Raw genomic sequence first — 21965 nt, forward strand, 5'->3', positions numbered from 1 at the left:
TAATATTACAATAGTTGAGGAGTAAATAGTGTCTATATCAAAAAAAATAATTCAAGAGCAAATGTCTATTTTAACAATGATTATTATATTATAATAACCCTTTCAAAAAGTGGTATTTATTTGATGGATTTTAAAAAAGGTTATAAGGTTTTATCCAAAGATCCACTTGATGCTGATTTGGGTTTTTTTACAAGAAATGCATTAATCCAAAGCGAAATATTAGATGCTAATTCATCTGAATATCATGAAATGCGTAATGATGAAAAATCATATTCTGAATGGATAAAGAAAATAATTAAAGAGTATGATTATAAAAATAAAACGACACTATTCAAAAATATGAACTTATGTAGTGTAAATGTGACTGATGGTATCATATCTATTATTCCTTATGATCACTTACGATTGGATAATTGGATTGGTAAAAGCATACCTAACAACGCAATTATTACGTTAAAAAGCAATTGTAATGATGAGGTTTTAGGTGCCTCAATAAAAGAAGCATTTACACGTTGTATTAGTCGAAAAGTTTAAATGGATGCTAAATAAAATAATCTTATGATAATTATGAGTAAGGTGATTTTTCATTATATGAATAATTATCAATTAATAAATTATTTACATTCTGTCTATCCAGAGCTTCCTATCAATATTCATAAAATAAAGGGGTATTCTGATGATGAGATAAAAAAATTGAACGTTTATATCGTATTAACGTAACAGAACAACTATATGGTTTTCTAAGTTGTATGGGGCGTTGCAGTGGTGGTTTTTTGGGATGATCCTCTCATTATGATGCTAATACAGGTGAATATATTAGTGTAAAGACATTAAATACCCAAACAGCCTCAAGACTTAAAAATCCACAATCAATAGAAAATACATTAAATACATATATTTCAACTATGGATAAATATAGTGGCGATGGACGTGGAATTACAGAAATTTCTAAAAAAGATGTAAAATTAAAAACATTAGAATTAGGAGTTCCAGAAAAAACCACTAAAGAACAATGGGATGCTATTAATGACTCTATCAAAAATGCATCTTCAAAAAATATAAAAGTTAATATTACGATTATTGAGGAATAATTAATGTTTAAATTAAAAAATAATAAATTAAGAGCAAGTGTTTATTATAATGACGCTCATTATATTTTATTAACTTTTTCTGGTCATTCTATCTATATAATGGATCTAAAAAAAGGCTATAAAGTTTTACCTAATGATATTCTTGATGAAGAATTAGGTTGTTATGCAAAACTCGCTCTGATTAAAAGTGAACAAATTAAAGGAAGTTCAGATAAGTTTAATCAAATGTATAAGGATAAAAAACCTTATCAAGACTGGATAAAAAAAATAATTAAAGAGTATGATTATAAAAATAAAACAGCACTTTTTAATAATATGAATCGATGTAGCTTAGAGCTTACAGATGATGAAATTACTATTAGTCCTCTAAACCATTTACGTATGGATCATTGGGTCGGCGAGGGAATACCTGATAGCGCAATTATTACGTTAAAAAGCAATTGTAGTGACGAGGTTTTAGGTGCCTCAATAAAAGAAGCATTTACGCGTTGTATTAGTCGAAAAGTTTAAATGGATACTAAATAAAATCACCTTATGCCTAATTATGGGTAAGGTGATTTTTTATTATATGAATTTATCTATGAAAAATAATCAATTAATAAATTATTTACATACTGTCTATCCAGAGCTTCCAATCAATATTCATAAAATAAAGGGGTATTCTGATGATGAGATAAAAAAAATTGAACGTCTTTATGATATTAAAGCAACTGATCAACTTTATGATTTTTTGAATTGTATTGGGCGTTGTAGTGGTGGTTTTTTTGGGGATGATCCTCTCATTTTTTACAAAGAATGGTTTATACGAGGGCATGTTCTATTCCAATACGGCTTAAGAGAGGAGTTATATAATCTGGAGTTGTGGGATATGTTAGAGCAAAAGCCATTTTTTATTTCAATAGAATCAGAAACTCAATATTATTTTCTGTTAACGTACTCAGATCAGCCTAACTTAGTTTATCATTATGATGAAAATGAAGATAAGGTAAGAGCGTTAGATAAGAATTTTAATGAATATCTAGGACATATAATTAGCTCTTATAACGAAAGCTTTATAACTCCTACACCAGTTTATTTTTCAGGTGATTTGTTGAGATTATAAAAAATTAGCTTTGATATTGAGTGTAAATCACAAATAACATCTTATGTATGGATCATTGGGTCGGTAAGGGAATACCTGATAGTGCAATTATTACATTAAAAAGCAATTATAGTAATGAGGTTTTAGGTGCCTCAATAAAAGAGGCGTTTACGCGTTGTATTAGTCGGAAAGTTTAAATGGATATTAAAATCATCTTATATCAACCAAGTGTAAGGCAACTTTTTATAATTTTATCAATTAAAAACCATCACTTAATATTATTGTTAAAATAATAACTAAGTGATGGTTTTATTTTTTATTTAAAAGCAATCATATTAATGATTAACACAGTGTTGCGACAATCACCTGATCAGCATTAAATAAAGCGGTTACGCTATCATTAATATGCAGTTTTTGCTCTTTAACGTGCTGATTAGAACATGTGGCACAAACTTCTTGTCCACCTTCTAATGTCACCACTAATTCGCTGTTTTCACTTCCGGTCTCAATTTGAGTGAGTGTGCCTGAAAGCGCATTATCATATTGCTGTGTTAAAGAAGTTCCTTTTTCAATATTGACCCAAGGTGCCTTAATTAAAATCAGTACTTCTTTACCTTTTTTAAGTCCTAGACGATCAGCGCTTTTCTCTGTCAAAGCAGCACGAATAGTTGTTTTTCTATCTGCAAGTTGCACATTAACATGTTGTTGAACTTGTAGGTTATCACGCTCAATAATCGTACCAAAAAATTGGTTTCTAGCGCTGGTTTGTAGTGAAAAACGAGAAATAGCCGCTAAAAGACTATCCAGAGGGAGTGAATCATCTTTCAATACATCAAAGGCTTTTTGCTGAATTTGACCGAGCAGATCGTAAAGTTGAAGTAAGCGCTCACAATAATGTGTGAGAGTTGCACCACCGCCACCTTTACCGCCTGTTGCTCTATCAACAAGAAGTTCGTCTGCGAGTTGATTCATTTCATTAATGGCATCCCAAGCACTTTTATAACTAATGCCCGCCATTTTTGCCCCTTGGCTAATTGAACCCGTCGCCTTGATCTGTTTTAACAATGCTACGCGACGAGGATCGGCAAAGAGCTTATCTTGAAGTTTAAGAGTTAATAATATTTCTGCTTGCATAATGATAGGCTTCTTCTTTTTTTGTGTGTTTATCGCATTTTTTGTGCCGACACAAAGCGATAATTCTCTAGAATATATACATCTATAGCGTTATTATTCGTCATTCGTGAAGAAATGCCAACTCTGGCTTTCCGAATATACCATGATAAAGAGGTTATCATGCTTGAATTGTTGAAAAGTTTAGGGTTTGCTCTCTTGATGGTACCTGTTGTAATGGTACTGATTATGGGCATCATTTATGGTTTAGGTGAAGTGTTTAACTTGATTTCACCAAGTCAGCCAAAAGCAGACAAAAAATCATAATTTCTCCCTCCCTGATTTAGAACAGCCCTTTATTTTGTAAAGGGCTGTTTTTTTATCTACGCGTACTTGCCATATTTCAAGCCACAGCGTGTTCATTCGCACTAGCCACACACTCATGATACTCGTCATACTTCAAGCCACAGCGTCGTTGACTGTGTTCATTCGCACTAGTCACATACTTATGTATGCTCCTAGCGACTCATTCACTTGTCGCCTAGCTGTGACTTGAATTATTTAGAGTATCTATTCACACATTTCAAATTGTCGTGTTGTTGAGTGCGTATCTATCTCCATTTTCTGTTTCTTTTTAATGGCTATATTTATTGATATATAACCAGTTTCTAACATCTAATTCTTTCATTTTACGCTGTATCTTGGTATATACAGCGTGTCATCCTTTAATTTAAGTGGAATTAGAACATGAAAAAATTATCAGGCAAGTTACTTGCTGGCGCAGTTATCTCTTTTGCTTTAGTAAGCCAAAGTTTTGCATCGGAAAAAGTAACGGTATTTGCTGCCGCTTCTCTTACCAATGCTCTTAATGAAATTTCGGCACAATATAAGCAAGAAAAGCAAACTGAAGTTGTTGCATCTTATGCATCTTCTTCAACGCTGGCTCGCCAAATTGAACAAGGTGCACCTGCAAATCTGTTTATTTCAGCAGATCAGCAGTGGATGGATTACGCAATCGATAAAAATTTAATGGTTGCAGATTCACGTCATACACTATTAGGTAATGATTTAGTACTCATTGCCCCTAAAGATAGTAAATTAAATGACGTTGTTATTAATAAGGAAACCAAATGGAAATCCTTACTTAATGGCGGAAAACTAGCTGTTGGCGATCCGGACCATGTGCCTGTTGGTATCTATGCAAAAGAATCATTAGAATATTTAGGTGCATGGGATACAGTAAGCCCAGATATGGCTCGTACTAATAACGTACGTAGTGGTATGGCGCTGGTTGAACGTGATGAAGCACCATTAGGTATCGTATACGGTTCTGACGCGGTTGCGAGTGATAAAGTGAAAGTGGTCGGCGTATTCCCAGCTGATAGCCACAAACCTGTTGAGTATCCAATGGCAGTTGTAAAAGGTCAGGACAATAAAGCAGTTCGTGATTTTTATGACTATCTGAAAACACCTCAAGCCGCAGAAATCTTTAAGAAATACGGCTTTAGCCCACTGTAGGAATTATACTTTTGGAGATGTTAAGTGAATACGAATGGCAAGCCATCATACTAAGCCTTAAGGTATCGACTATTGCAGTTATTATTAGTCTACCTTTTGGTATTTTTATGGCTTGGCTTTTAGTTAGGGTACGTTTTCCTGGTAAATCATTGCTTGATAGCATTATTCATTTACCTTTAGTTCTACCTCCTGTTGTGGTCGGTTATCTTTTACTGATCAGTATGGGAAGACGTGGATTTATTGGTGAATGGTTGTATGACTGGTTTGGTTTTAGCTTTACCTTTAGTTGGCGAGGCGCAGCACTTGCATCCGCAGTTGTTGCATTTCCACTGATGGTTAGAGCGATCAGATTAGCATTAGAAGCTGTCGATCAACGTATGGAACAAGCGGCGAGAACCTTAGGGGCATCACCGATACGCGTCTTTTTTACCATAACGTTACCTTTATCTATGCCAGGGATTATCGCAGGGATTGTGTTGGCATTTGCGCGCTCATTGGGAGAATTTGGCGCAACAATCACTTTCGTCTCCAATATTCCAGGGGAAACAAGAACGATCCCTCTGGCAATGTATACCTTAATTGAAACACCGGGTGCGGAAATGGATGCCGCCCGTTTATGTGTTATTGCAATTATTTTGGCGCTCGTCTCTTTAATGGCTTCAGAGTGGCTAACTCGTTGGGGTCGTAAAAGATTGGGGGGCGTATGCTAGAGATGAATTTTAAACAGACGCTAGGATCACTGCGTCTGGAAGTCAATACTGAACTACCAACAGAAAGTATTACCGCAGTCTTTGGTTTATCCGGAGCCGGTAAAACCTCATTGATTAATGTGATTGGCGGTTTAACCAAGCCAGATTCAGGACGGATTGTATTAAATAATCACACACTGGTGGATACAGAAAAGAAAATTTATCTGCCACCTGAAAAACGCAAAGTGGGTTATGTATTCCAAGATGCACGACTGTTTCCTCATTACACAGTAAAAGGAAATCTGCTTTACGGTATGTCTCCAACAATGAAAGTGCAGTTTGATCGCATTATTCATTTGTTAGGTATCGAACATTTACTTGCGCGTTTTCCGATAACATTATCAGGTGGCGAAAAACAGCGTGTTGCCATAGGGCGAGCGTTGTTAACAGCACCCGATATTATGCTAATGGATGAGCCTTTAGCATCGCTTGATTTACCGCGGAAACGTGAGTTACTGCCGTATTTAGAAAAGCTCTCACAAGATGTACAAATTCCTATTTTGTATGTGAGCCATAGCCTTGATGAAATTATTCGACTTGCAGATAACGTCATTGTAATGGATGCAGGAAAAATTAAGGCGACAGGTAAGCTGGAAGATGTATGGGCAAGTAGTGCATTACGTCCGTGGTTACAAAAAGAGACACTCAGCAGTATCGCGAATGTGATGGTAGTAGAACACCATAGCCATTACGATATGACAGCAACGGCTTTCGGTAACCAAGTGCTGTGGTTGCCTCAAATTGAGGCTAAAATTGGTCGTGATGTGCGTGTTCGTATCGATGCTTCTGATGTATCACTGACTACCACTCGTCCATCAAATAGCAGTATTCGTAATATATTGCATATGAAAGTGGTTGAAACCATTAAAAATGATGGCCAAGTTGATGTGAAACTTGTCAATGATGGTAATTATTTATGGGCGAGGATCACGCCTTGGGCAAAAGATGAATTGAATATTCAAGAAGGGCAATGGCTTTATGCGCAAATAAAGAGCATTTCGCTAAGTCGTCATCTTTGATTTATCAATTGTATTTGTCGATAAAAAAGGCCTCATCTTAAATGAGGTCTTTTACTTTTGGGGAATGGTAAAAATAAGACTAAGACAAAATATATTTATGAATAGTCTCTGCAATACCCGGTTGTGAATTCACCTTAGTGACCATTCTAGCGCGAGCTTTCACTTCATCTGAAGCATTACCCATTGCAACACCTAAGCCAACATGTTCTAGCATGCTAAGATCATTAAAATTATCACCAAAGGCAATAACATCACTCATATTCATGCCATTCGCTTCAACCCAACGTTGTAAACGACGACCTTTACTGTTGCCTTTTTTAGCGATATCAACTTGATCAACCCAAGACCATTCGCACTCTAAACCGACTTGTTGCTCAATTTTTTCAACTAAAGTGCGTAACTCATCGTGATCAGGCGTTGTTGTCGCAATTTTCCAAATGGCATTAACATCATGCATAGCTTTATAAAAATCGTCGACTTTGATTAAATTTGGACGCTGTGAAGTAGGCAATGTTTCTGACCATTTCAAAGTACGTTGTACAGGGGCTGATAGTTGGTCATACATCATTGCATCATCAGCATAAACTAAGTGATGTACATCTGTTTGTTTAACAAGATCTAATACTGCGCTGGTTTCTTGGGTAGTTAATGGATCGGATTCTAGTACCTTCTTACCAATATAGTCATAAAGGTAAGTTCCATTACAGCAGATCGCAGGGGTATCAAGATCGAGTGCTTGATAGAATGGATGAATAGCAACATGATGACGACCTGTTACAATTAAGACTTTAACACCTGCTTTTCTTGCAAGATTGAGTGCTTCTAAAGATTCTGGCAGGATACGTTTTTGGTCATCAAGCAGTGTGCCATCAAGATCCAAAGCAATAACGCGATATGACATAAATAAGCCCCTTGATAGTATTAAGATGCAATGTCGTTGATGGTACACGTTAACCAATAAAAGATAAACTAGCTTAATCGTGACAGGTTATCGTTAGTTGTTCTGTTATTCTTTATAAATCAATGGGTAATCGGTTTTGAGGAGAAGGGATGAAACAGGTAGTCTACATAGCAAGTCCAGAGAGTCAACAAATCCATGTTTATGCATTAAACACTGAAGGTGAAATGGATTTATTGCAGGTTGTTGAGGTTGCAGGGCAAGTACAACCCATGATTGCAAGTGCAGATGGGAAATACCTTTATGTGGGTATTCGTCCTCATTTTAGTGTGGTGACATTTGTGATTGCGGACGACGGCCAGTTAGAGCAAAAGGCTATCACTTCCATTCCAAGTACGCCTGTCCATTTATGTTTAGATAAAACAGAGCGTTTCTTATTTGTTCCTTCTTATCACCAAGGCAATTTGGCAGTTTTGCCTATTAATGAGAAGGGGATCCCTCAATCAGCTATTCAAATTATTGAAGGATTAAATAAACCTCATTCATCCAATATCGATTGGGATAATAAACAACTGATTGTTCCTTGCTTAGGTGAAGATCATATTCGTTTATTTAATTTATCAGAAAAGGGTTATTTAACAGAGGCGGGCACTGAAGAGCTGACAACAGCACAAAATGCAGGTCCTCGTCATATGGCATTTCATCCTAATGGTGATGTGTTTTATTGCCTGAATGAATTAGATGCGACAATCAATGTATACCGTCGTATGGGGGATTTATATCGTTTAATGCAAACGGTCGATATCGTCCCTGAAACATTTAACAGTACCCGTTGGGCGTCAGATATTCATATCACACCAGATGGCCGTTTTCTTTATGCGAGCGAGCGCTCAGAAAGCTTTATTTGTGCGATGGCAATTTCAGAGTCGGGAGATTATCTGCAACCTGTGGGTTATTACCCAACTCAAACACAGCCTCGTGGTTTTAATCTTGATAATATAGGAAATTACCTGATTTCTTGTGGTCAAAAATCAGATTTTGCCTCTGTCTCTCGTATTGATAAACACACTGGTGCATTAACTGAATTAGCGTATTACCCAGTAGGTAAAGGCGCAATGTGGGTTACCGTCGTGACGAAATAACTGTCACAGTATAAAAATCACTGTGAACCTCTAGCAGAATATTGCCTTGCTAGAGGTTTATTTTTTATGAAAGATTTATGAGAGACTAACCACTTTTTCAATAGCTTGAGTGAGTTTAGTGAGGCTTACTGGTGGCATAATAAACGGTGGCATAATATAAATAAGCTTGCCAAAAGGTCTGATCCAAACCCCTTCATCAACAAAGATTTTTTGTAATTTTGCCATATTGACTGGCTCGTTCATTTCGACCACACCAATCGCACCTAAAACGCGCACATCTTTGACACTTTTAGCCTGTTTTAACGGTAATAGCTCGCGTTTTAGTTGTTTTTCAATTTCTGCAACTTGGTTTATCCAATCGCCTTTTGCTAATAGAGATAAACTAGCATCAGCAACAGCACAAGCCAAAGGATTTCCCATATAAGTAGGGCCATGCATAAAGCACCCTGCATCACCTTGACTGATGGTTTCTGCGATATGACGTGTAGTTAAGGTGGCTGATAAAGTCATATACCCACCTGTTAATGCTTTACCTACGCACATGATATCTGGCGATATTTCAGCATGTTCACAGGCAAACAACTTACCTGTTCGACCAAAACCAGTGGCTATTTCATCGGCAATGAGTAGTACATCAAACTCGTCACACAAAACTCTTGCGTGCTTTAAATATTCAGGATGATAAATTCGCATTCCACCCGCACCTTGAACAATGGGTTCAAGCATAACGGCCGCAATTTCTTGATGATGTTGCTCTAGTGTTGAGCGTAATGAGTTGATATCAGCCGGATCCCACTCTTCATAAAAACCGGTTTTTGGTGCATCCACAAAGAGATGATTAGGTAAGTAACCTTTGTAGAGACTGTGCATCGAGTTATCGGGATCACACACTGACATAGCACCAAATGTATCACCATGATAGCCCTGTTTTAACGCCACAATACGTTGACGTTTTTCACCTTTAGCTTGCCAATATTGCAAGGCCATTTTCAGCGCGACTTCAACAGCAACTGAACCCGAATCTGCTAGAAATATGCATTCAAGAGGATCTGGTGTTATCGTCAATAATTTACGACAAAGCGATACTGCTGGTGGATGAGTAATACCACCAAACATTACATGAGACATATTGTTTAATTGTGTGGTAACTGCATTATTAAGCTCAGGATGATTATATCCATGAATTGCTGCCCACCATGAAGACATTCCATCAATCAGTTTTCTACCATCAGCCAAGACTAATTCAATGCCTTTTGCACTGACAATAGGGTAAGCAGGCAACGGATTACTCATCGAAGTGTATGGATGCCAAATATGGCGTAAATCGAAAGCGATATCTTCAGGTGTCATTATATTTTTCACTTAATCATGTAAACCAATGGTGATCAATTTTAGTTGACATGATAACCCTATTATTTAAACTGGCAATCACTTTTAAAAAGGAGATTGCATTGTGAGCGCACTAAAACGTTGGACACTAAAAGAAGCCAGAGCACTGTTTGATATGCCATTTTTAGATTTGGTTTTTCAGGCACAACAAGTTCATCGTCAACATTTTGACCCTTCGCAAATCCAAGTGAGTACTTTGCTTTCCATTAAAACAGGGGCTTGTCCTGAAGATTGTAAATATTGTGCCCAAAGTGCGCGATATAAAACGGGATTAGAGAAAGAGCGCTTAATGGAAGTGCAGCAAGTGATTGAATCTGCGAAAAAAGCCAAAGCAGCAGGCTCAACGCGTTTTTGTATGGGAGCTGCATGGAAAAACCCACATGAGCGCGATATGCCTTACCTTGAGCAAATGGTAAAAGAGGTTAAAGCATTGGGCATGGAAACCTGCATGACACTCGGCAAATTAGATGATTCACAAGCTAACCGCTTAGCAGATGCCGGGCTGGATTTTTATAACCACAACCTTGATACCTCACCCGAATTTTACGGCAGTATAGTGACAACGCGTACCTATCAAGATCGCTTAGATACGCTTGATAAAGTACGTAATGCTGGCATTAAAGTCTGTTCTGGCGGGATTTTAGGGTTAGGCGAGGAAGTTAAAGACAGGGCAGCAATGTTGGTGCAGTTAGCTAATTTGCCACAGCCTCCTGAAAGTGTGCCTATCAATATGCTTGCCAAAATAAAAGGGACACCACTTGCAGATAATGAAGATGTCGATCCTTTTGATTTTATTCGTACTATTGCCGTTGCTCGTATCATGATGCCTCGCTCTTATGTGCGTCTTTCTGCTGGGCGTGAGCAAATGAGTGAACAAACACAAGCATTCTGCTTTATGGCTGGGGCTAACTCTATTTTCTATGGTTGTAAATTATTAACGACAACCAATCCAACCGAAGATAAAGATCACCAATTATTCCGCAAATTAGGCTTAAATCCTGAACGATTAGCAGTATCTATGGGTGACAATCAGCAAGAAGAAGCTTTGATACAAGCTGTTGCCAATAAAGACACTGAACAATTCTATAACGCGGCACTGTAATGAGCTGGGAAACCTATTTAAATGAACAACTTAATGTGCGTAGAAATACGCCATTATGGCGAAAACGCAAAGTGATCAAACAAGCGGATGGGCGTTTTTTGATCACCACATCCGGTGAAAAATACCTTAATTTTTCAGGCAATGATTATTTAGGTATCAGTCAACATACGGACGTTATTAAAGCATGGCAACAAGGTGCCGATGAATACGGTGTAGGTAGCGGTGGATCAGGTCATATCACAGGATTTACACAAGCTCATTCGCAGTTAGAACAGCATATTGCAGATTGGTTAGGCTACGATAATGCACTGTTATTTTCATCCGGTTACAGTGCTAATCAAGGTATCATTTCGGCATTACTTGAAAAAGATGATGCAATTATTGCAGATAAACTTTGTCATGCTTCTCTAATGGAAGCTGCAGTATTATCACCTGCTACATTATGGCGATTTTTACACAATTCTCCTGGCTCTTTATCTCAACGGCTTAATAAAACGTCAGCTAATAAAACCTTAGTGGTAACAGAAGGGGTATTTAGTATGGATGGAGATAAAGCACCATTAAGAGAAATAGCAACAATAAGCCAAAAACATCATGCATGGTTAATGGTCGATGATGCGCATGGTATTGGCGTTTTAGGTAAAGAAGGCCGAGGTAGTTGCGATGATGCAGGGATTAAACCTGAAATATTGGTAGTCACTTTTGGTAAAGCGTTTGGTGTCAGCGGAGCGGCTGTGCTTTGTAATAAGCCAACCGCAGAGTTTTTTGAACAATATGCTCGGCATCTTATTTATAGTACATCAATGCCACCGGCACAAGCTATAGCCTTAAACTCTGCTTTGAATGTTATTAAGCAAGCGGATAATGAACGGGAATATTTTCAACAATTAATTGATACCTTTCGCCAAGGTGTAATTTCACTTCCGATTAAATTATTACCTTCAAAAACGGCTATTCAGCCATTAATTATTGGTGATGAACAATTATGCCAAACACTTTCAGATTATCTGCAATCTAAAGGACTTTGGGTAAAAGCAATTTTCCCACCCACCGTACCCCCTCAAAGTGCACGTTTACGAATAACGTTAACTACTCGCCATCACCTTTCAGATATTAAGCTGTTAATCGAGACGCTTCATGTTTTCTTCAGTCAAAACAGATAAACAACGTATAGCTCAAGCTTTTGGTAAAGCAGCTATTCATTACGATAATCACGCTAATATTCAGCGTTATAGCGGCAATAAACTAATGGATTTAGCGCATCAGGATAGTGGCAATATTGTGTTAGATGCAGGATGTGGAACAGGATATTTCAGCCAAAAATGGAAGCAACAAGGCAAGTTTGTTATTGCACTTGATCTGTCACACAGCATGCTACAAATGGCAAAACAACAACAACGAGCTAATGGCTACTTACAAAGTGATATCGAACACTGCGCGATTGCACCACAAAGTGTGGACATTGTATTTAGTAATTTAGCGATGCAATGGTGTGAGGATTTATCTGGCGCTATTAAAACATTAATGAATACAGTCAATGTAAAAGGTGCTCTTTATTTCTCAACACTCACTACGTTGACACTGCAAGAAGTCAGAGATGCTTGGCAATCTCTTGATAAACACCCTCATGTAAATCCCTTTTTATCGCTTCAAGATATTGAGAAAGCGTGTCGTGGTTTTCATTGCCAATTTTCTACTGAAACTGTCACTGAACAATACAACTCATTACATGCGCTATTTGCTTCTTTGAAGGGGGTTGGCGCCAATTTTGTGCAGGGTGATCGACAAAAAGGGTTAATGACACGACAAAAATTCCGTGCACTAGAAAATGTGTGGAAAACAGAATCAGGTAAATATTTACTTACCTATCAAATTGTTATAGGAAAAATATCACATGGCTAAGACATGGTTTTTAACAGGCACAGATACAGAAGTAGGTAAAACCGTGGTAAGTAGTGCTCTATTGCAATGTGCGGCACATCAAGGGTATCAAACTCTGGGCTATAAACCTGTTGCATCAGGAAGTGAGTGGCTAAATGAAGGTTTACGTAATTCAGATGCACTTACACTGCAAAAATTCAGTACGGTAAAATTAGATTATCAGCGTATTAACCCTTACTGTTTTGAAACGCCTACATCGCCACATATTGTTAGTCAAGAAATGAACCAACCTATTGATTTTGATGTGATGTCAGAAGGATTGTCTTACTTAAACCAGCAAGCCGATTGGGTTTTAGTCGAAGGAGCGGGGGGGTGGTTTACACCACTATCAGAAAACCAATTTTTCTCTGATTGGGTTATCAATGAAAAGCTACCTGTTATTTTGACTGTGGGTGTTAAATTGGGTTGTATTAATCATGCGTTATTAACGCAACAAGCAATTATTCAATCTGGTTTAACATTGGCGGGTTGGATTGCGAACGAAGTTGAGCCAGCAGGGCGATATCAGAAAGAGTATCTGACAACATTAAAACAGCATATTAAAGCTCCATTCTTAGGTAAAATACCCTATTTAAACGAAGTAAAAGAGCATGATTTTACTCCTTATCTCGATCTTTCCTGTTTAAAACTAAGTTGATCGGTCATTATTAAGTAAGTTATAAAAGTCCATTTTTTATACCAATAAAAAAATAAAAAAAATAAATTTCGCCAATTTTGAGGGATATTTTAAGGTGGAAAAAAAGACGTAACCTACCGAGAGATAACAACTTTGTGTAGTTATCCACTATTCCTGTGGATAACCTTGTGTATTACCATTATAAAAATACTCTGAATAGAGAGAATACAAGGCATTGCTAAAGATTGGCGTTATTCTCAACTTTTATTTTTAATTCTTATATATCAATTAATTAAATAAAATCAATAGAGCGAATGATGTCAGTGTGTTTCTTTGAATAATTCACAATAAAGGGGGTTGCTTTTTGAAAAAACTCCAGTTCCAAAACTGGGGATAACTTATGCTAATTATTCAGACAAATTTTATTAGATAGAGATTGAAGCTGGATTTTTATCCAGTATCATAAGGAGTGTAAGCGAGGAGAAGAAAATATGAGCAAAGATTTTAAACTGCATTCTGAATTTAAACCGGGTGGTGATCAACCTGCTGCTATTGCCTCACTTTGTGAAGGATTAGATGATGGTCTTGCTCATCAAACTCTTTTGGGGGTAACAGGTTCAGGTAAAACCTTTACGATTGCCAATGTGATTGCCAATCTAAATCGTCCGACTATGGTGTTGGCGCCAAATAAAACATTGGCAGCACAGCTTTATAGTGAAATGAAAGAATTCTTCCCTGAAAATGCAGTGGAATACTTTGTTTCTTATTATGATTATTATCAGCCTGAAGCGTATGTTCCAAGCTCTGATACCTTTATTGAAAAAGATGCCTCTGTTAACGAACATATCGAACAAATGCGTCTATCAGCCACTAAAGCCTTGCTAGAACGTAAAGATGTTATTGTTGTGTCATCGGTTTCTGCTATCTATGGTTTGGGTGATCCTGATAGCTATTTAAAAATGATGCTTCATCTGACTAATGGCATGATAATCGACCAACGTGCCATTTTACGTCGCCTTGCTGATTTACAATATACTCGCAATGATCAAGCTTTTCAGCGCGGTACATTTCGTGTCCGTGGTGAAGTGATAGATATCTTTCCTGCTGAATCTGATGATTATGCATTACGTGTTGAGCTTTTTGATGAAGAAGTCGAACGTCTTTCACTGTTTGACCCTTTAACGGGGCAAATTCACTACAATGTACCCCGTTTTACCGTTTATCCTAAAACGCACTATGTCACCCCGCGTGAACGTATTCTTGAAGCGATGGAAGAAATCAAAAAAGAACTCGCAGAGAGACGCAAAGTGCTTTTAGCTAACGATAAACTGGTAGAAGAGCAACGCGTGACACAGCGCACTCAATTTGATCTCGAAATGATGAATGAGTTGGGATATTGCTCCGGTATCGAAAACTATTCCCGCTATTTGTCAGGTAGAGGTCCCGGTGAGCCACCTCCAACTCTGTTTGATTACCTTCCTGCTAACGGTTTATTAGTGATTGATGAATCACACGTTACTATTCCTCAAATTGGTGGAATGTATAAAGGCGACCGCTCTCGTAAAGAAACCCTCGTTGAATATGGTTTCCGTTTACCTTCTGCACTTGATAACCGCCCATTACGTTTTGAAGAGTTTGAGGCATTAGCACCACAAACAATTTATGTTTCAGCGACGCCAGGTAAATATGAGCTTGAAAAATCGGGTGATGAAATTGTTGAGCAAGTCGTAAGGCCAACAGGCTTACTTGATCCCATTGTCGAAGTGCGACCAGTTGGTACGCAAGTTGATGATTTACTTTCTGAAATTCGTATTCGTGCAGCAAAAAATGAACGTGTGCTGGTAACAACACTGACAAAACGAATGGCTGAAGATTTAACGGAATATCTTGAGGAGCATGGCGAGCGTGTTCGTTATTTACACTCTGATATTGATACTGTTGAGCGTGTCGAAATTATTCGTGATTTGCGCCTAGGTGAGTTTGATGTCTTAGTGGGTATCAACTTACTTCGTGAAGGTTTGGATATGCCAGAAGTCTCTTTGGTGGCGATTTTGGACGCTGATAAAGAGGGCTTCTTACGTTCAGAGCGTTCATTGATTCAGACCATTGGTCGTGCAGCTCGTAACCTAGAAGGTAAAGCGATTTTATATGGCGATAAAATTACTGATTCAATGGCGAGAGCTATAAGTGAAACTGAACGCCGTCGTGAGAAACAACAACAGTTTAATCTTGAGCATGGCATTGTGCCTAAAGGGTTAAATAAGAAAGTGGGCGATATCCTTAAGATTGGCCAGCCTTCTCAAGGACGTAATAAGAAAGGGCATAAGGCAGCGGATATTCATGAAAATTATCCGTTGTTATCAACGGCTGAATTGGAGAAAGAGATCCAACGCTTAGAAGCCGAAATGTATCAATATGCAAAAGATCTTGAATTTGAGAAAGCGGCGAGTACTCGTGATAAGTTGCAGGCATTACGCGCTCAGTTTATTGCTAACTCTTAATCAAAGAAATTAAGCTCACAAATTGATAAAGGGATATCCGTATTTTTACAGGGATTATTCCTTTTTATCTTCTATCTTCCATTTTTTGCCTTGTTTGATATTCCCTTAATGGCGTTCAACTGTTTAAATACCACAACAAACAAAGCGTCAATTATTTACAAAGATAAAAAAGACATTAAGGACAGTGAATGAGTGGTTATGTTTATGCAGGGTTTCCCAGCTCTGCAGGGGTAATTCTTGGTGTTATTCTTCTTATTATGCTTTTTAAATGGCTACGCAAATTTGCTGTACAAGATAGTGAGTTACAAAAACCATCAACAGCAGGGCAGGAGCCCATTTTATCTGAAGCAGAAAATACGTCAGGTCAGTTGTTGCCCAATGAATGGGGTTTATATGTTGCAGCACCTTATGCCGCAATGAATGAGTGGGCATATAACGAATACGATCCAGGTAAAGATGATGGTGGATTATCAGCAGGTTGGGGAATTAACGACCGTTGGGATTTAGTTTATCAACTATTTTGGTTGCTCACTCAAGGTCACACTAATGATTTTTATCAGCTACGTGACCAAATTTTGGATGGCAAAGAAGACGATGTTCAGTCATTAAAAAATGATATTTTACTTTCTGAGTTAACTGAACACGATAAAAATGAGCGTTTATGGCAAATCGATATGATGAGCACAAATCGCATGAATATCCAAAATGTGAAATATCTTATTTGGGATCTCTGCCGTTTTAACAAGCTCTGTTTAGAAGGTTGCCAGCAAGGTTATATTACTCAACAAGAAGCCCAAACATGGTCATTAATGAGCGCATCAATGTTGCGTCGTATTTATGATGGTTGGGAAGATATGTGGAGAAACTTTATTGCTGCTCGTTGGTTTTGGGCAAGTGGTGATCAAGATTGGGTATCTTCTCATCAAGCTTTTACGGATGTTATACAAAATATTCTAAATGCTGAAGATACACTAGCAACAGAAGAGAATTGGATCATGGATTTACCGCCATTAGATTTAATGTCGTTTTCTCGTACTGTTGCAGGCCTTGGTCTGATGAAAAATGATGTACCAATGACACTTGATGAAATTGAAGATGCGATTAGCCAGCGTATTACATTAAAACAACTTAATAGCTAATAACGCGCTGAAAACCAATAGTGATATTGTTTTTTACCAACAAAAAACCGCACTTGCTGTTTATTGCAGATGCGGTTTTTTTATGAAAGTAAGTAATTAAATCCTATTTAACAGCTTGAGGTGATGAATTACGTTGTCCTAATTGCTGCAACGTTAACTCAATAGCTTTGCCTAATAGATGGCGGTCGTGACGATAAGGAATATCTTTGGCTTCCAATTGCGCTTGTACAATTAATCGACCTTTCATCGATTCATATTGAGTTTCAGGGCTAATAATCACCGCGTCTATTGTTTGTAAACCAATATAATTCTCCATCATGGCGATTTTATCAGACATCGTCATACTCGCAGCTGCAGGGCTTAGCTCTTTGCCTAAATTACCAATGTAAATCGTTGTTGCACTGCTGCGGCGTAATGCTTGCGCAAGTTCTGGCAGTAATAACAAAGGCATTAAGCTGGTAAAAAAGCTACCCGGACCAATTAAGATCAAATCTGCTTGTTCAATTGCTTCAATGGCTTCTCGTGTAGTCGGGACTTTAGGGTAGAGATCAAGTTTTTGGGGGATCTTAGGTAAAATATCAACATTGACTTCACCATAAATCTCATTTCCTTGGTCGTCTATCGCCATAAGATCAACGGCTTGTTCAGACATAGGAATAAGGTGAGCATTCACTCTTAATAATCCACGAATAAGATTAATGGCTTCCAAAGGGCGAACACTTAAGTTATCGAGTGCTTTAAGCATTAGATTACCTAAATTATGCCCAGCCAGCTCACCAGTACCAGAAAAACGGTATTCAAACATTGCAGAAGCAACGGAAGGTTCTGTAATTAACTGATTAATACAGTTGCGCATATCTCCCCATGCAATACCGCCTTCCTCTTGGCGAATACGGCCAGTAGAACCGCCATTATCTGTTGTTGTAACAATACCAGTAAGACGAGAGCCTAAGTAGGAGAGTGCTGAAAGCACACGTCCAAGGCCATGACCACCACCAAGGGCAACAACACGATCTAAATCACTTAGCGTGCGATTTCGCATATTTGTTCTACTCATCTTTAAAAATTTGCCGCTAATTTATCACAATTAAATTTTAAGCCTATGATCACGACGTGATTTCATCACATTCCTAGTTTAATTTTACTTTTGATAGCTTAATATTTAATCAATGAAAGTACTTTTACTTATGTTAATAGAGAGACTAAAATGTCGTAAGTCGTTGTATTATAAATTATATAGCGAAAACATTATTCGCTTTTTGAAAAATTAGCAGGTAGAATCCACAATAAATATATAGGTATTAGAAACCTGTGAAAAACAGGTAAAGATTAACTCCTAGCCTTAACGTCTAAGTCGTGTGTTTACAAGATATGATGTTCTGGCCGTGACGAAATAAGTCACCAGGGTGCAAGGTAGAAATGCCAGCATCTCCCGATTTGGAAAGGTGTTACTATGCAAGAACTCGTTGATGCGTTTTCCCGCAAATTTTTCTATTTACGTCTTTCAATTACAGACGTTTGTAATTTCCGTTGTACTTATTGCCTGCCTAATGGTTATAAGCCTAACGGTCATAAATCATTTCTTTCGTTAGATGAAATCAGCAGACTGACACAATCTTTTGCCGCATTAGGAACAGAAAAAATTCGCCTAACAGGTGGCGAACCTACGATGCGTCGTGATTTTACTGATATTATCGCAACCATTAAAGACAATGCGTCTATCAAAAAAATCGCAGTAACAACCAATGGCTATCGTTTATCCAGAGATGTTGCCCAATGGCGTGATGCGGGTTTAAGTGCGATTAATGTGAGTGTTGATAGCCTCGATCCTCGCCAATTCCATGCTATTACTGGGCAAGATAAATTTAGCCAAGTGATGGAAGGCATTGATGCTGCATTCACTGCTGGTTTCGAAAAAGTAAAAGTTAACGTTGTGCTAATGCGCAATGTGAATGATAAAAACCTCCCTGATTTTCTTAATTGGATCAAAGACAGACCTATCCAACTGCGCTTTATCGAATTAATGGAAACTGGTGACGGTAGTGATATTTTCAACCGCTTTCATTTATCTGGTGAAGTTATTCGCCAACGCTTACTCAATGAAGGTTGGTTACAAATTCCTCGCGCTCGTAGTGACGGGCCTGCTCAAGTATTTACCCATCCTGATTATCAAGGTGAAATTGGTCTGATCATGCCTTATGAGAAAGACTTTTGTTTAACTTGTAACCGTTTACGTGTTTCCGCTATTGGTAATCTCCATCTTTGCCTATTTGGTGAAAATGGTATTCCTCTACGCGACTTACTTGCTGATGATAGTCAACAAGAAGCATTACAACAGCGTATTCAGGGTGGTCTTCTTCATAAACGAGAAACCCATTTTCTTCATCAAGGCGATAGCGGTATTACACCGAACTTATCTGTTATTGGTGGGTAGTTTTTCGCTCTGTTATTTCGTTAATTTCAGGAGTTGTGCATGTCTCAACTAACTCATATTAATGCCGCCGGTGAAGCTCACATGGTGGATGTTAGCGCTAAAGCTGAAACAGTGCGAGAAGCGCGTGCTGAAGCCTTTGTTGAAATGTCAGCAGAAACATTAAACATGATCACCGAAGGCAAACATCATAAAGGTGATGTATTTGCGACGGCAAGAATTGCAGGAATTCAAGCAGCAAAAAGAACATGGGAATTAATCCCGTTATGCCATCCGCTGTTATTAACTAAAGTTGAAGTGCGTTTAGAAGCACTGACTGAATCTAACCGTGTACGCATTGAATCTGTTTGCCGTTTAACGGGTAAAACAGGCGTTGAAATGGAAGCATTAACTGCGGCATCAGTAGCAGCATTGACCATCTATGATATGTGCAAAGCCGTTCAAAAAGATATGGTGATTGGGCCTGTACGTTTATTAGAAAAAACAGGTGGCAAATCTGGTCACTTTAAGGTGGAAGCATGATTAAAGTTCTCTTTTTTGCTCAAGTCCGTGAATTAGTTGGTGTTGATTCTCTTGAATTAGATTGTGAGTACCACACGGTAGACGATTTACGTAAGGCATTAATCACTAAAGGTGAACGTTGGTCACTCGCGTTAGAAGATGGCAAGTTACTCTCTGCGGTAAACCAATCCTTTGTTCAAAGCTCTCACGTTATTAATGATGGTGATGAAATCGCCTTTTTCCCACCTGTTACAGGAGGATAAGATGAGCGCATCAACTCGTATTTCAGTACAAACCGAAAATTTTAGCGTTGGTGATGAATACCAATGGCTTTCAGAGTGTGACAGTGATGGTGCTGTTGTGACATTTACCGGTAAAGTTCGCAATCATAATCTCGGTGATGAAGTGAGTACGCTCACGCTTGAACACTATCCGGGAATGACTGAAAAAGCACTGACAGATATTGTAAACGAAGCCCGCTCACGCTGGCCTCTACAGCGTGTAAGTGTTATTCACCGCGTAGGAACTCTGCATATTGGTGAAGAGATAGTGTTTGTCGGTGTAACCAGTTCTCATCGTAATAGCGCCTTTGAATCCGCCGAATTTATTATGGATTTCTTAAAAACGCGCGCGCCATTTTGGAAAAAAGAAGGGCTTTCTGAAAATAATGATAGATGGGTTGATGCACGTCAAAGTGATTATGACTCAGCCGAGCGCTGGGAATAAATCACCACACTCAATTTAATGCTACAAAACTTTACCTCAATTTATTTTATGATGACATTTCATACAGTTTATTTCATGGAAATGTAAAATCAGTGTGATAAAATTAAATTCTAATGAGCCCATAATGGGCTCTTTACTGAAATAGACGTTATCGTTAAACCTAACGTTATCACTATGATTAAAGGGTAATCATCATGGATCGATTTTCACGTTCAAATGATTCAATCGTACAGCGCACAGGTTCTGGCCTACAAACCTTTATGGCTCAGGTTTATGGTTGGATGACTGTAGGTCTGTTATTAACTGCGTTTGTTGCATTCTACGTTGCATCAAGCGAAGCATTATTATCAATGATTTTCTCAAGCAAGATCGTCTTTTTTGGTCTGATCATTGCTCAATTAGGGTTAGTTTTCGTGTTATCAGGTATGGTTCATAAAATGAGTGGAGCCATGGCAACCTCATTATTTATGCTCTATTCCGTGTTAACGGGTGTGACTATCTCAAGCGTATTACTGCTTTACACCGCATCTTCAATTGCGAGCACATTCTTTATTTGTGCGGCAATGTTCGGCGCATTAAGCATTTACGGTTATACGACTAAGCGTAGCTTAACGGGTATGGGTAGCTTCCTGTTTATGGGGCTAATTGGTATCATTATCGCTTCTATCGTTAATATCTTTATGCAAAGCTCAATGATGAGCATGGTTATCTCTTACGCAGGTGTGTTAATTTTCGCAGGTTTAACTGCTTACGACACACAAAAATTAAAAGATATGGGTAATGAAATTAACCAAGAAGATAAAGAAAATATGCGCCGTTACTCAATTATGGGTGCATTAACGCTTTATTTAGATTTCATCAACCTGTTCTTAATGTTACTGCGTATTTTAGGCGACCGTCGTTAATTTTAACGATATCTGCGGATAAACGTAGTTTAAAAACAGCATAAAAAATAAATCCCATAACTTTATAAGTTGTGGGATTTTTTTGTACTTTTATTAAGAGAATTTT

General features: G+C 38.0%; 23 protein-coding genes, 1 pseudogene and 1 riboswitch. Of the genes and pseudogenes, 20 read left to right on the top strand and 4 right to left on the bottom strand.

Annotation, left to right across the window (positions count from 1 at the left end; genetic code table 11):
* Positions 1–87: 87 nt before the first annotated feature.
* From C0T34_RS06355 to C0T34_RS06370, 4 genes and pseudogenes are all read left to right on the top strand, one after another.
* Positions 88–534: a contact-dependent growth inhibition system immunity protein gene (locus C0T34_RS06355; protein WP_239450323.1), complete on the top strand. Its 447-nt coding sequence runs from the start codon at positions 88–90 to the stop codon at positions 532–534.
* 266 nt (positions 535–800) lie between these two features.
* Positions 801–1091: pseudogene (locus C0T34_RS18435) on the top strand (hypothetical protein); the annotation flags it as partial.
* A gap of 3 nt (positions 1092–1094) precedes the next feature.
* Positions 1095–1601, top strand: a complete 507-nt coding sequence (locus tag C0T34_RS06365) for a contact-dependent growth inhibition system immunity protein (RefSeq protein WP_109849870.1) — start codon at positions 1095–1097, stop codon at positions 1599–1601.
* 58 nt (positions 1602–1659) lie between these two features.
* Positions 1660–2193, top strand: a complete 534-nt coding sequence (locus C0T34_RS06370) for an SMI1/KNR4 family protein (protein ID WP_239450321.1) — start codon at positions 1660–1662, stop codon at positions 2191–2193.
* A 321-nt stretch (positions 2194–2514) separates the two neighbouring features.
* Here the strand turns inward: C0T34_RS06370 and modE are convergent, their stop codons facing one another.
* Complete coding sequence (gene modE / locus C0T34_RS06375; RefSeq protein ID WP_075672736.1) at positions 2515–3306, bottom strand: molybdenum-dependent transcriptional regulator; 792 nt, start codon at positions 3304–3306, stop codon at positions 2515–2517.
* A 159-nt stretch (positions 3307–3465) separates the two neighbouring features.
* Here modE and C0T34_RS06380 point away from each other — a divergent pair, with 159 nt between their 5' ends.
* From C0T34_RS06380 to modC, 4 genes are all read left to right on the top strand, one after another.
* Positions 3466–3609 carry an AcrZ family multidrug efflux pump-associated protein gene (locus C0T34_RS06380; protein ID WP_071788544.1) on the top strand — a complete coding sequence of 48 codons (144 nt, stop codon included), beginning with the start codon at positions 3466–3468 and terminating at the stop codon, positions 3607–3609.
* Positions 3610–4029: 420 nt separating this feature from the next.
* Entirely contained in the window at positions 4030–4800 is a 771-nt protein-coding gene (modA, locus tag C0T34_RS06385) for a molybdate ABC transporter substrate-binding protein (protein ID WP_075672737.1), read from the top strand.
* A gap of 17 nt (positions 4801–4817) precedes the next feature.
* Positions 4818–5510: a molybdate ABC transporter permease subunit gene (gene modB / locus C0T34_RS06390; RefSeq protein ID WP_075672738.1), complete on the top strand. Its 693-nt coding sequence runs from the start codon at positions 4818–4820 to the stop codon at positions 5508–5510.
* On the top strand, positions 5504–6568 hold the full coding sequence (gene modC, locus C0T34_RS06395) for a molybdenum ABC transporter ATP-binding protein ModC (RefSeq protein ID WP_109849871.1): 1065 nt from the start codon (positions 5504–5506) through the stop codon (positions 6566–6568). Before modB ends, modC begins: the two co-directional genes overlap by 7 nt.
* Before the next feature lie 79 nt (positions 6569–6647).
* Here modC and C0T34_RS06400 read toward each other — a convergent pair whose 3' ends face one another.
* Entirely contained in the window at positions 6648–7469 is an 822-nt protein-coding gene (locus C0T34_RS06400; protein ID WP_098943839.1) for a pyridoxal phosphatase, read from the bottom strand.
* 149 nt (positions 7470–7618) lie between these two features.
* Between C0T34_RS06400 and pgl the strand changes: the two genes are divergently transcribed.
* Positions 7619–8608, top strand: a complete 990-nt coding sequence (pgl, locus tag C0T34_RS06405; protein ID WP_109849872.1) for a 6-phosphogluconolactonase — start codon at positions 7619–7621, stop codon at positions 8606–8608.
* A gap of 75 nt (positions 8609–8683) precedes the next feature.
* Here pgl and bioA read toward each other — a convergent pair whose 3' ends face one another.
* Positions 8684–9958: an adenosylmethionine--8-amino-7-oxononanoate transaminase gene (gene bioA / locus C0T34_RS06410; RefSeq protein ID WP_109849873.1), complete on the bottom strand. Its 1275-nt coding sequence runs from the start codon at positions 9956–9958 to the stop codon at positions 8684–8686.
* Positions 9959–10061: 103 nt separating this feature from the next.
* On the opposite strand from bioA, the gene bioB reads away from it, so the two are divergent.
* The 6 genes from bioB to C0T34_RS06440 all read left to right on the top strand — a co-directional run bounded on the left by bioB (position 10062) and on the right by C0T34_RS06440 (position 17296).
* Positions 10062–11099, top strand: a complete 1038-nt coding sequence (gene bioB / locus C0T34_RS06415; RefSeq protein ID WP_098943836.1) for a biotin synthase BioB — start codon at positions 10062–10064, stop codon at positions 11097–11099.
* A complete protein-coding gene (bioF, locus tag C0T34_RS06420) occupies positions 11099–12262 on the top strand; it encodes an 8-amino-7-oxononanoate synthase (RefSeq protein WP_109849874.1) in 1164 nt (387 codons plus the stop codon). The genes bioB and bioF overlap by 1 nt, the downstream gene beginning before the upstream one ends.
* Positions 12237–13001, top strand: coding sequence for a malonyl-ACP O-methyltransferase BioC (gene bioC / locus C0T34_RS06425; RefSeq protein WP_109849875.1), 765 nt, complete (start codon positions 12237–12239; stop codon positions 12999–13001). Before bioF ends, bioC begins: the two co-directional genes overlap by 26 nt.
* Complete coding sequence (bioD, locus tag C0T34_RS06430; RefSeq protein WP_098943833.1) at positions 12994–13677, top strand: dethiobiotin synthase; 684 nt, start codon at positions 12994–12996, stop codon at positions 13675–13677. Before bioC ends, bioD begins: the two co-directional genes overlap by 8 nt.
* Before the next feature lie 470 nt (positions 13678–14147).
* Positions 14148–16157 (top strand): excinuclease ABC subunit UvrB, encoded by a 2010-nt coding sequence (uvrB, locus tag C0T34_RS06435; protein ID WP_098943832.1) that lies wholly within the window; start codon positions 14148–14150, stop codon positions 16155–16157.
* Positions 16158–16345: 188 nt separating this feature from the next.
* Positions 16346–17296, top strand: coding sequence for a DUF1266 domain-containing protein (locus C0T34_RS06440; RefSeq protein WP_098943831.1), 951 nt, complete (start codon positions 16346–16348; stop codon positions 17294–17296).
* 103 nt (positions 17297–17399) lie between these two features.
* Here the strand turns inward: C0T34_RS06440 and yvcK are convergent, their stop codons facing one another.
* Complete coding sequence (gene yvcK, locus C0T34_RS06445; RefSeq protein ID WP_098943830.1) at positions 17400–18338, bottom strand: uridine diphosphate-N-acetylglucosamine-binding protein YvcK; 939 nt, start codon at positions 18336–18338, stop codon at positions 17400–17402.
* 279 nt (positions 18339–18617) lie between these two features.
* Positions 18618–18760, top strand: a riboswitch (molybdenum cofactor riboswitch).
* On the opposite strand from yvcK, the gene moaA reads away from it, so the two are divergent.
* The 5 genes from moaA (at position 18750) to C0T34_RS06470 (ending at position 21859) form a co-directional block, all read left to right on the top strand.
* The gene (gene moaA / locus C0T34_RS06450) at positions 18750–19730 is read left to right on the top strand and encodes a GTP 3',8-cyclase MoaA (RefSeq protein ID WP_098943829.1); all 981 of its coding nucleotides are present in this window, start codon (positions 18750–18752) and stop codon (positions 19728–19730) included. It overlaps the preceding riboswitch by 11 nt.
* 39 nt (positions 19731–19769) lie before the next feature.
* Complete coding sequence (gene moaC / locus C0T34_RS06455; RefSeq protein WP_098943828.1) at positions 19770–20249, top strand: cyclic pyranopterin monophosphate synthase MoaC; 480 nt, start codon at positions 19770–19772, stop codon at positions 20247–20249.
* Positions 20246–20491, top strand: coding sequence for a molybdopterin synthase sulfur carrier subunit (gene moaD / locus C0T34_RS06460; protein ID WP_098943827.1), 246 nt, complete (start codon positions 20246–20248; stop codon positions 20489–20491). Before moaC ends, moaD begins: the two co-directional genes overlap by 4 nt.
* Position 20492: 1 nt before the next feature.
* Positions 20493–20954, top strand: coding sequence for a molybdopterin synthase catalytic subunit MoaE (moaE, locus tag C0T34_RS06465; RefSeq protein ID WP_098943826.1), 462 nt, complete (start codon positions 20493–20495; stop codon positions 20952–20954).
* Positions 20955–21148: 194 nt separating this feature from the next.
* The gene (locus tag C0T34_RS06470) at positions 21149–21859 is read left to right on the top strand and encodes a Bax inhibitor-1/YccA family protein (protein WP_072070555.1); all 711 of its coding nucleotides are present in this window, start codon (positions 21149–21151) and stop codon (positions 21857–21859) included.
* Positions 21860–21965: the final 106 nt, after the last annotated feature.

The sequence above is a fragment of the Proteus sp. CA142267 genome, assembly GCF_003336825.1.
Taxonomy (GTDB): domain Bacteria; phylum Pseudomonadota; class Gammaproteobacteria; order Enterobacterales; family Enterobacteriaceae; genus Proteus; species Proteus terrae.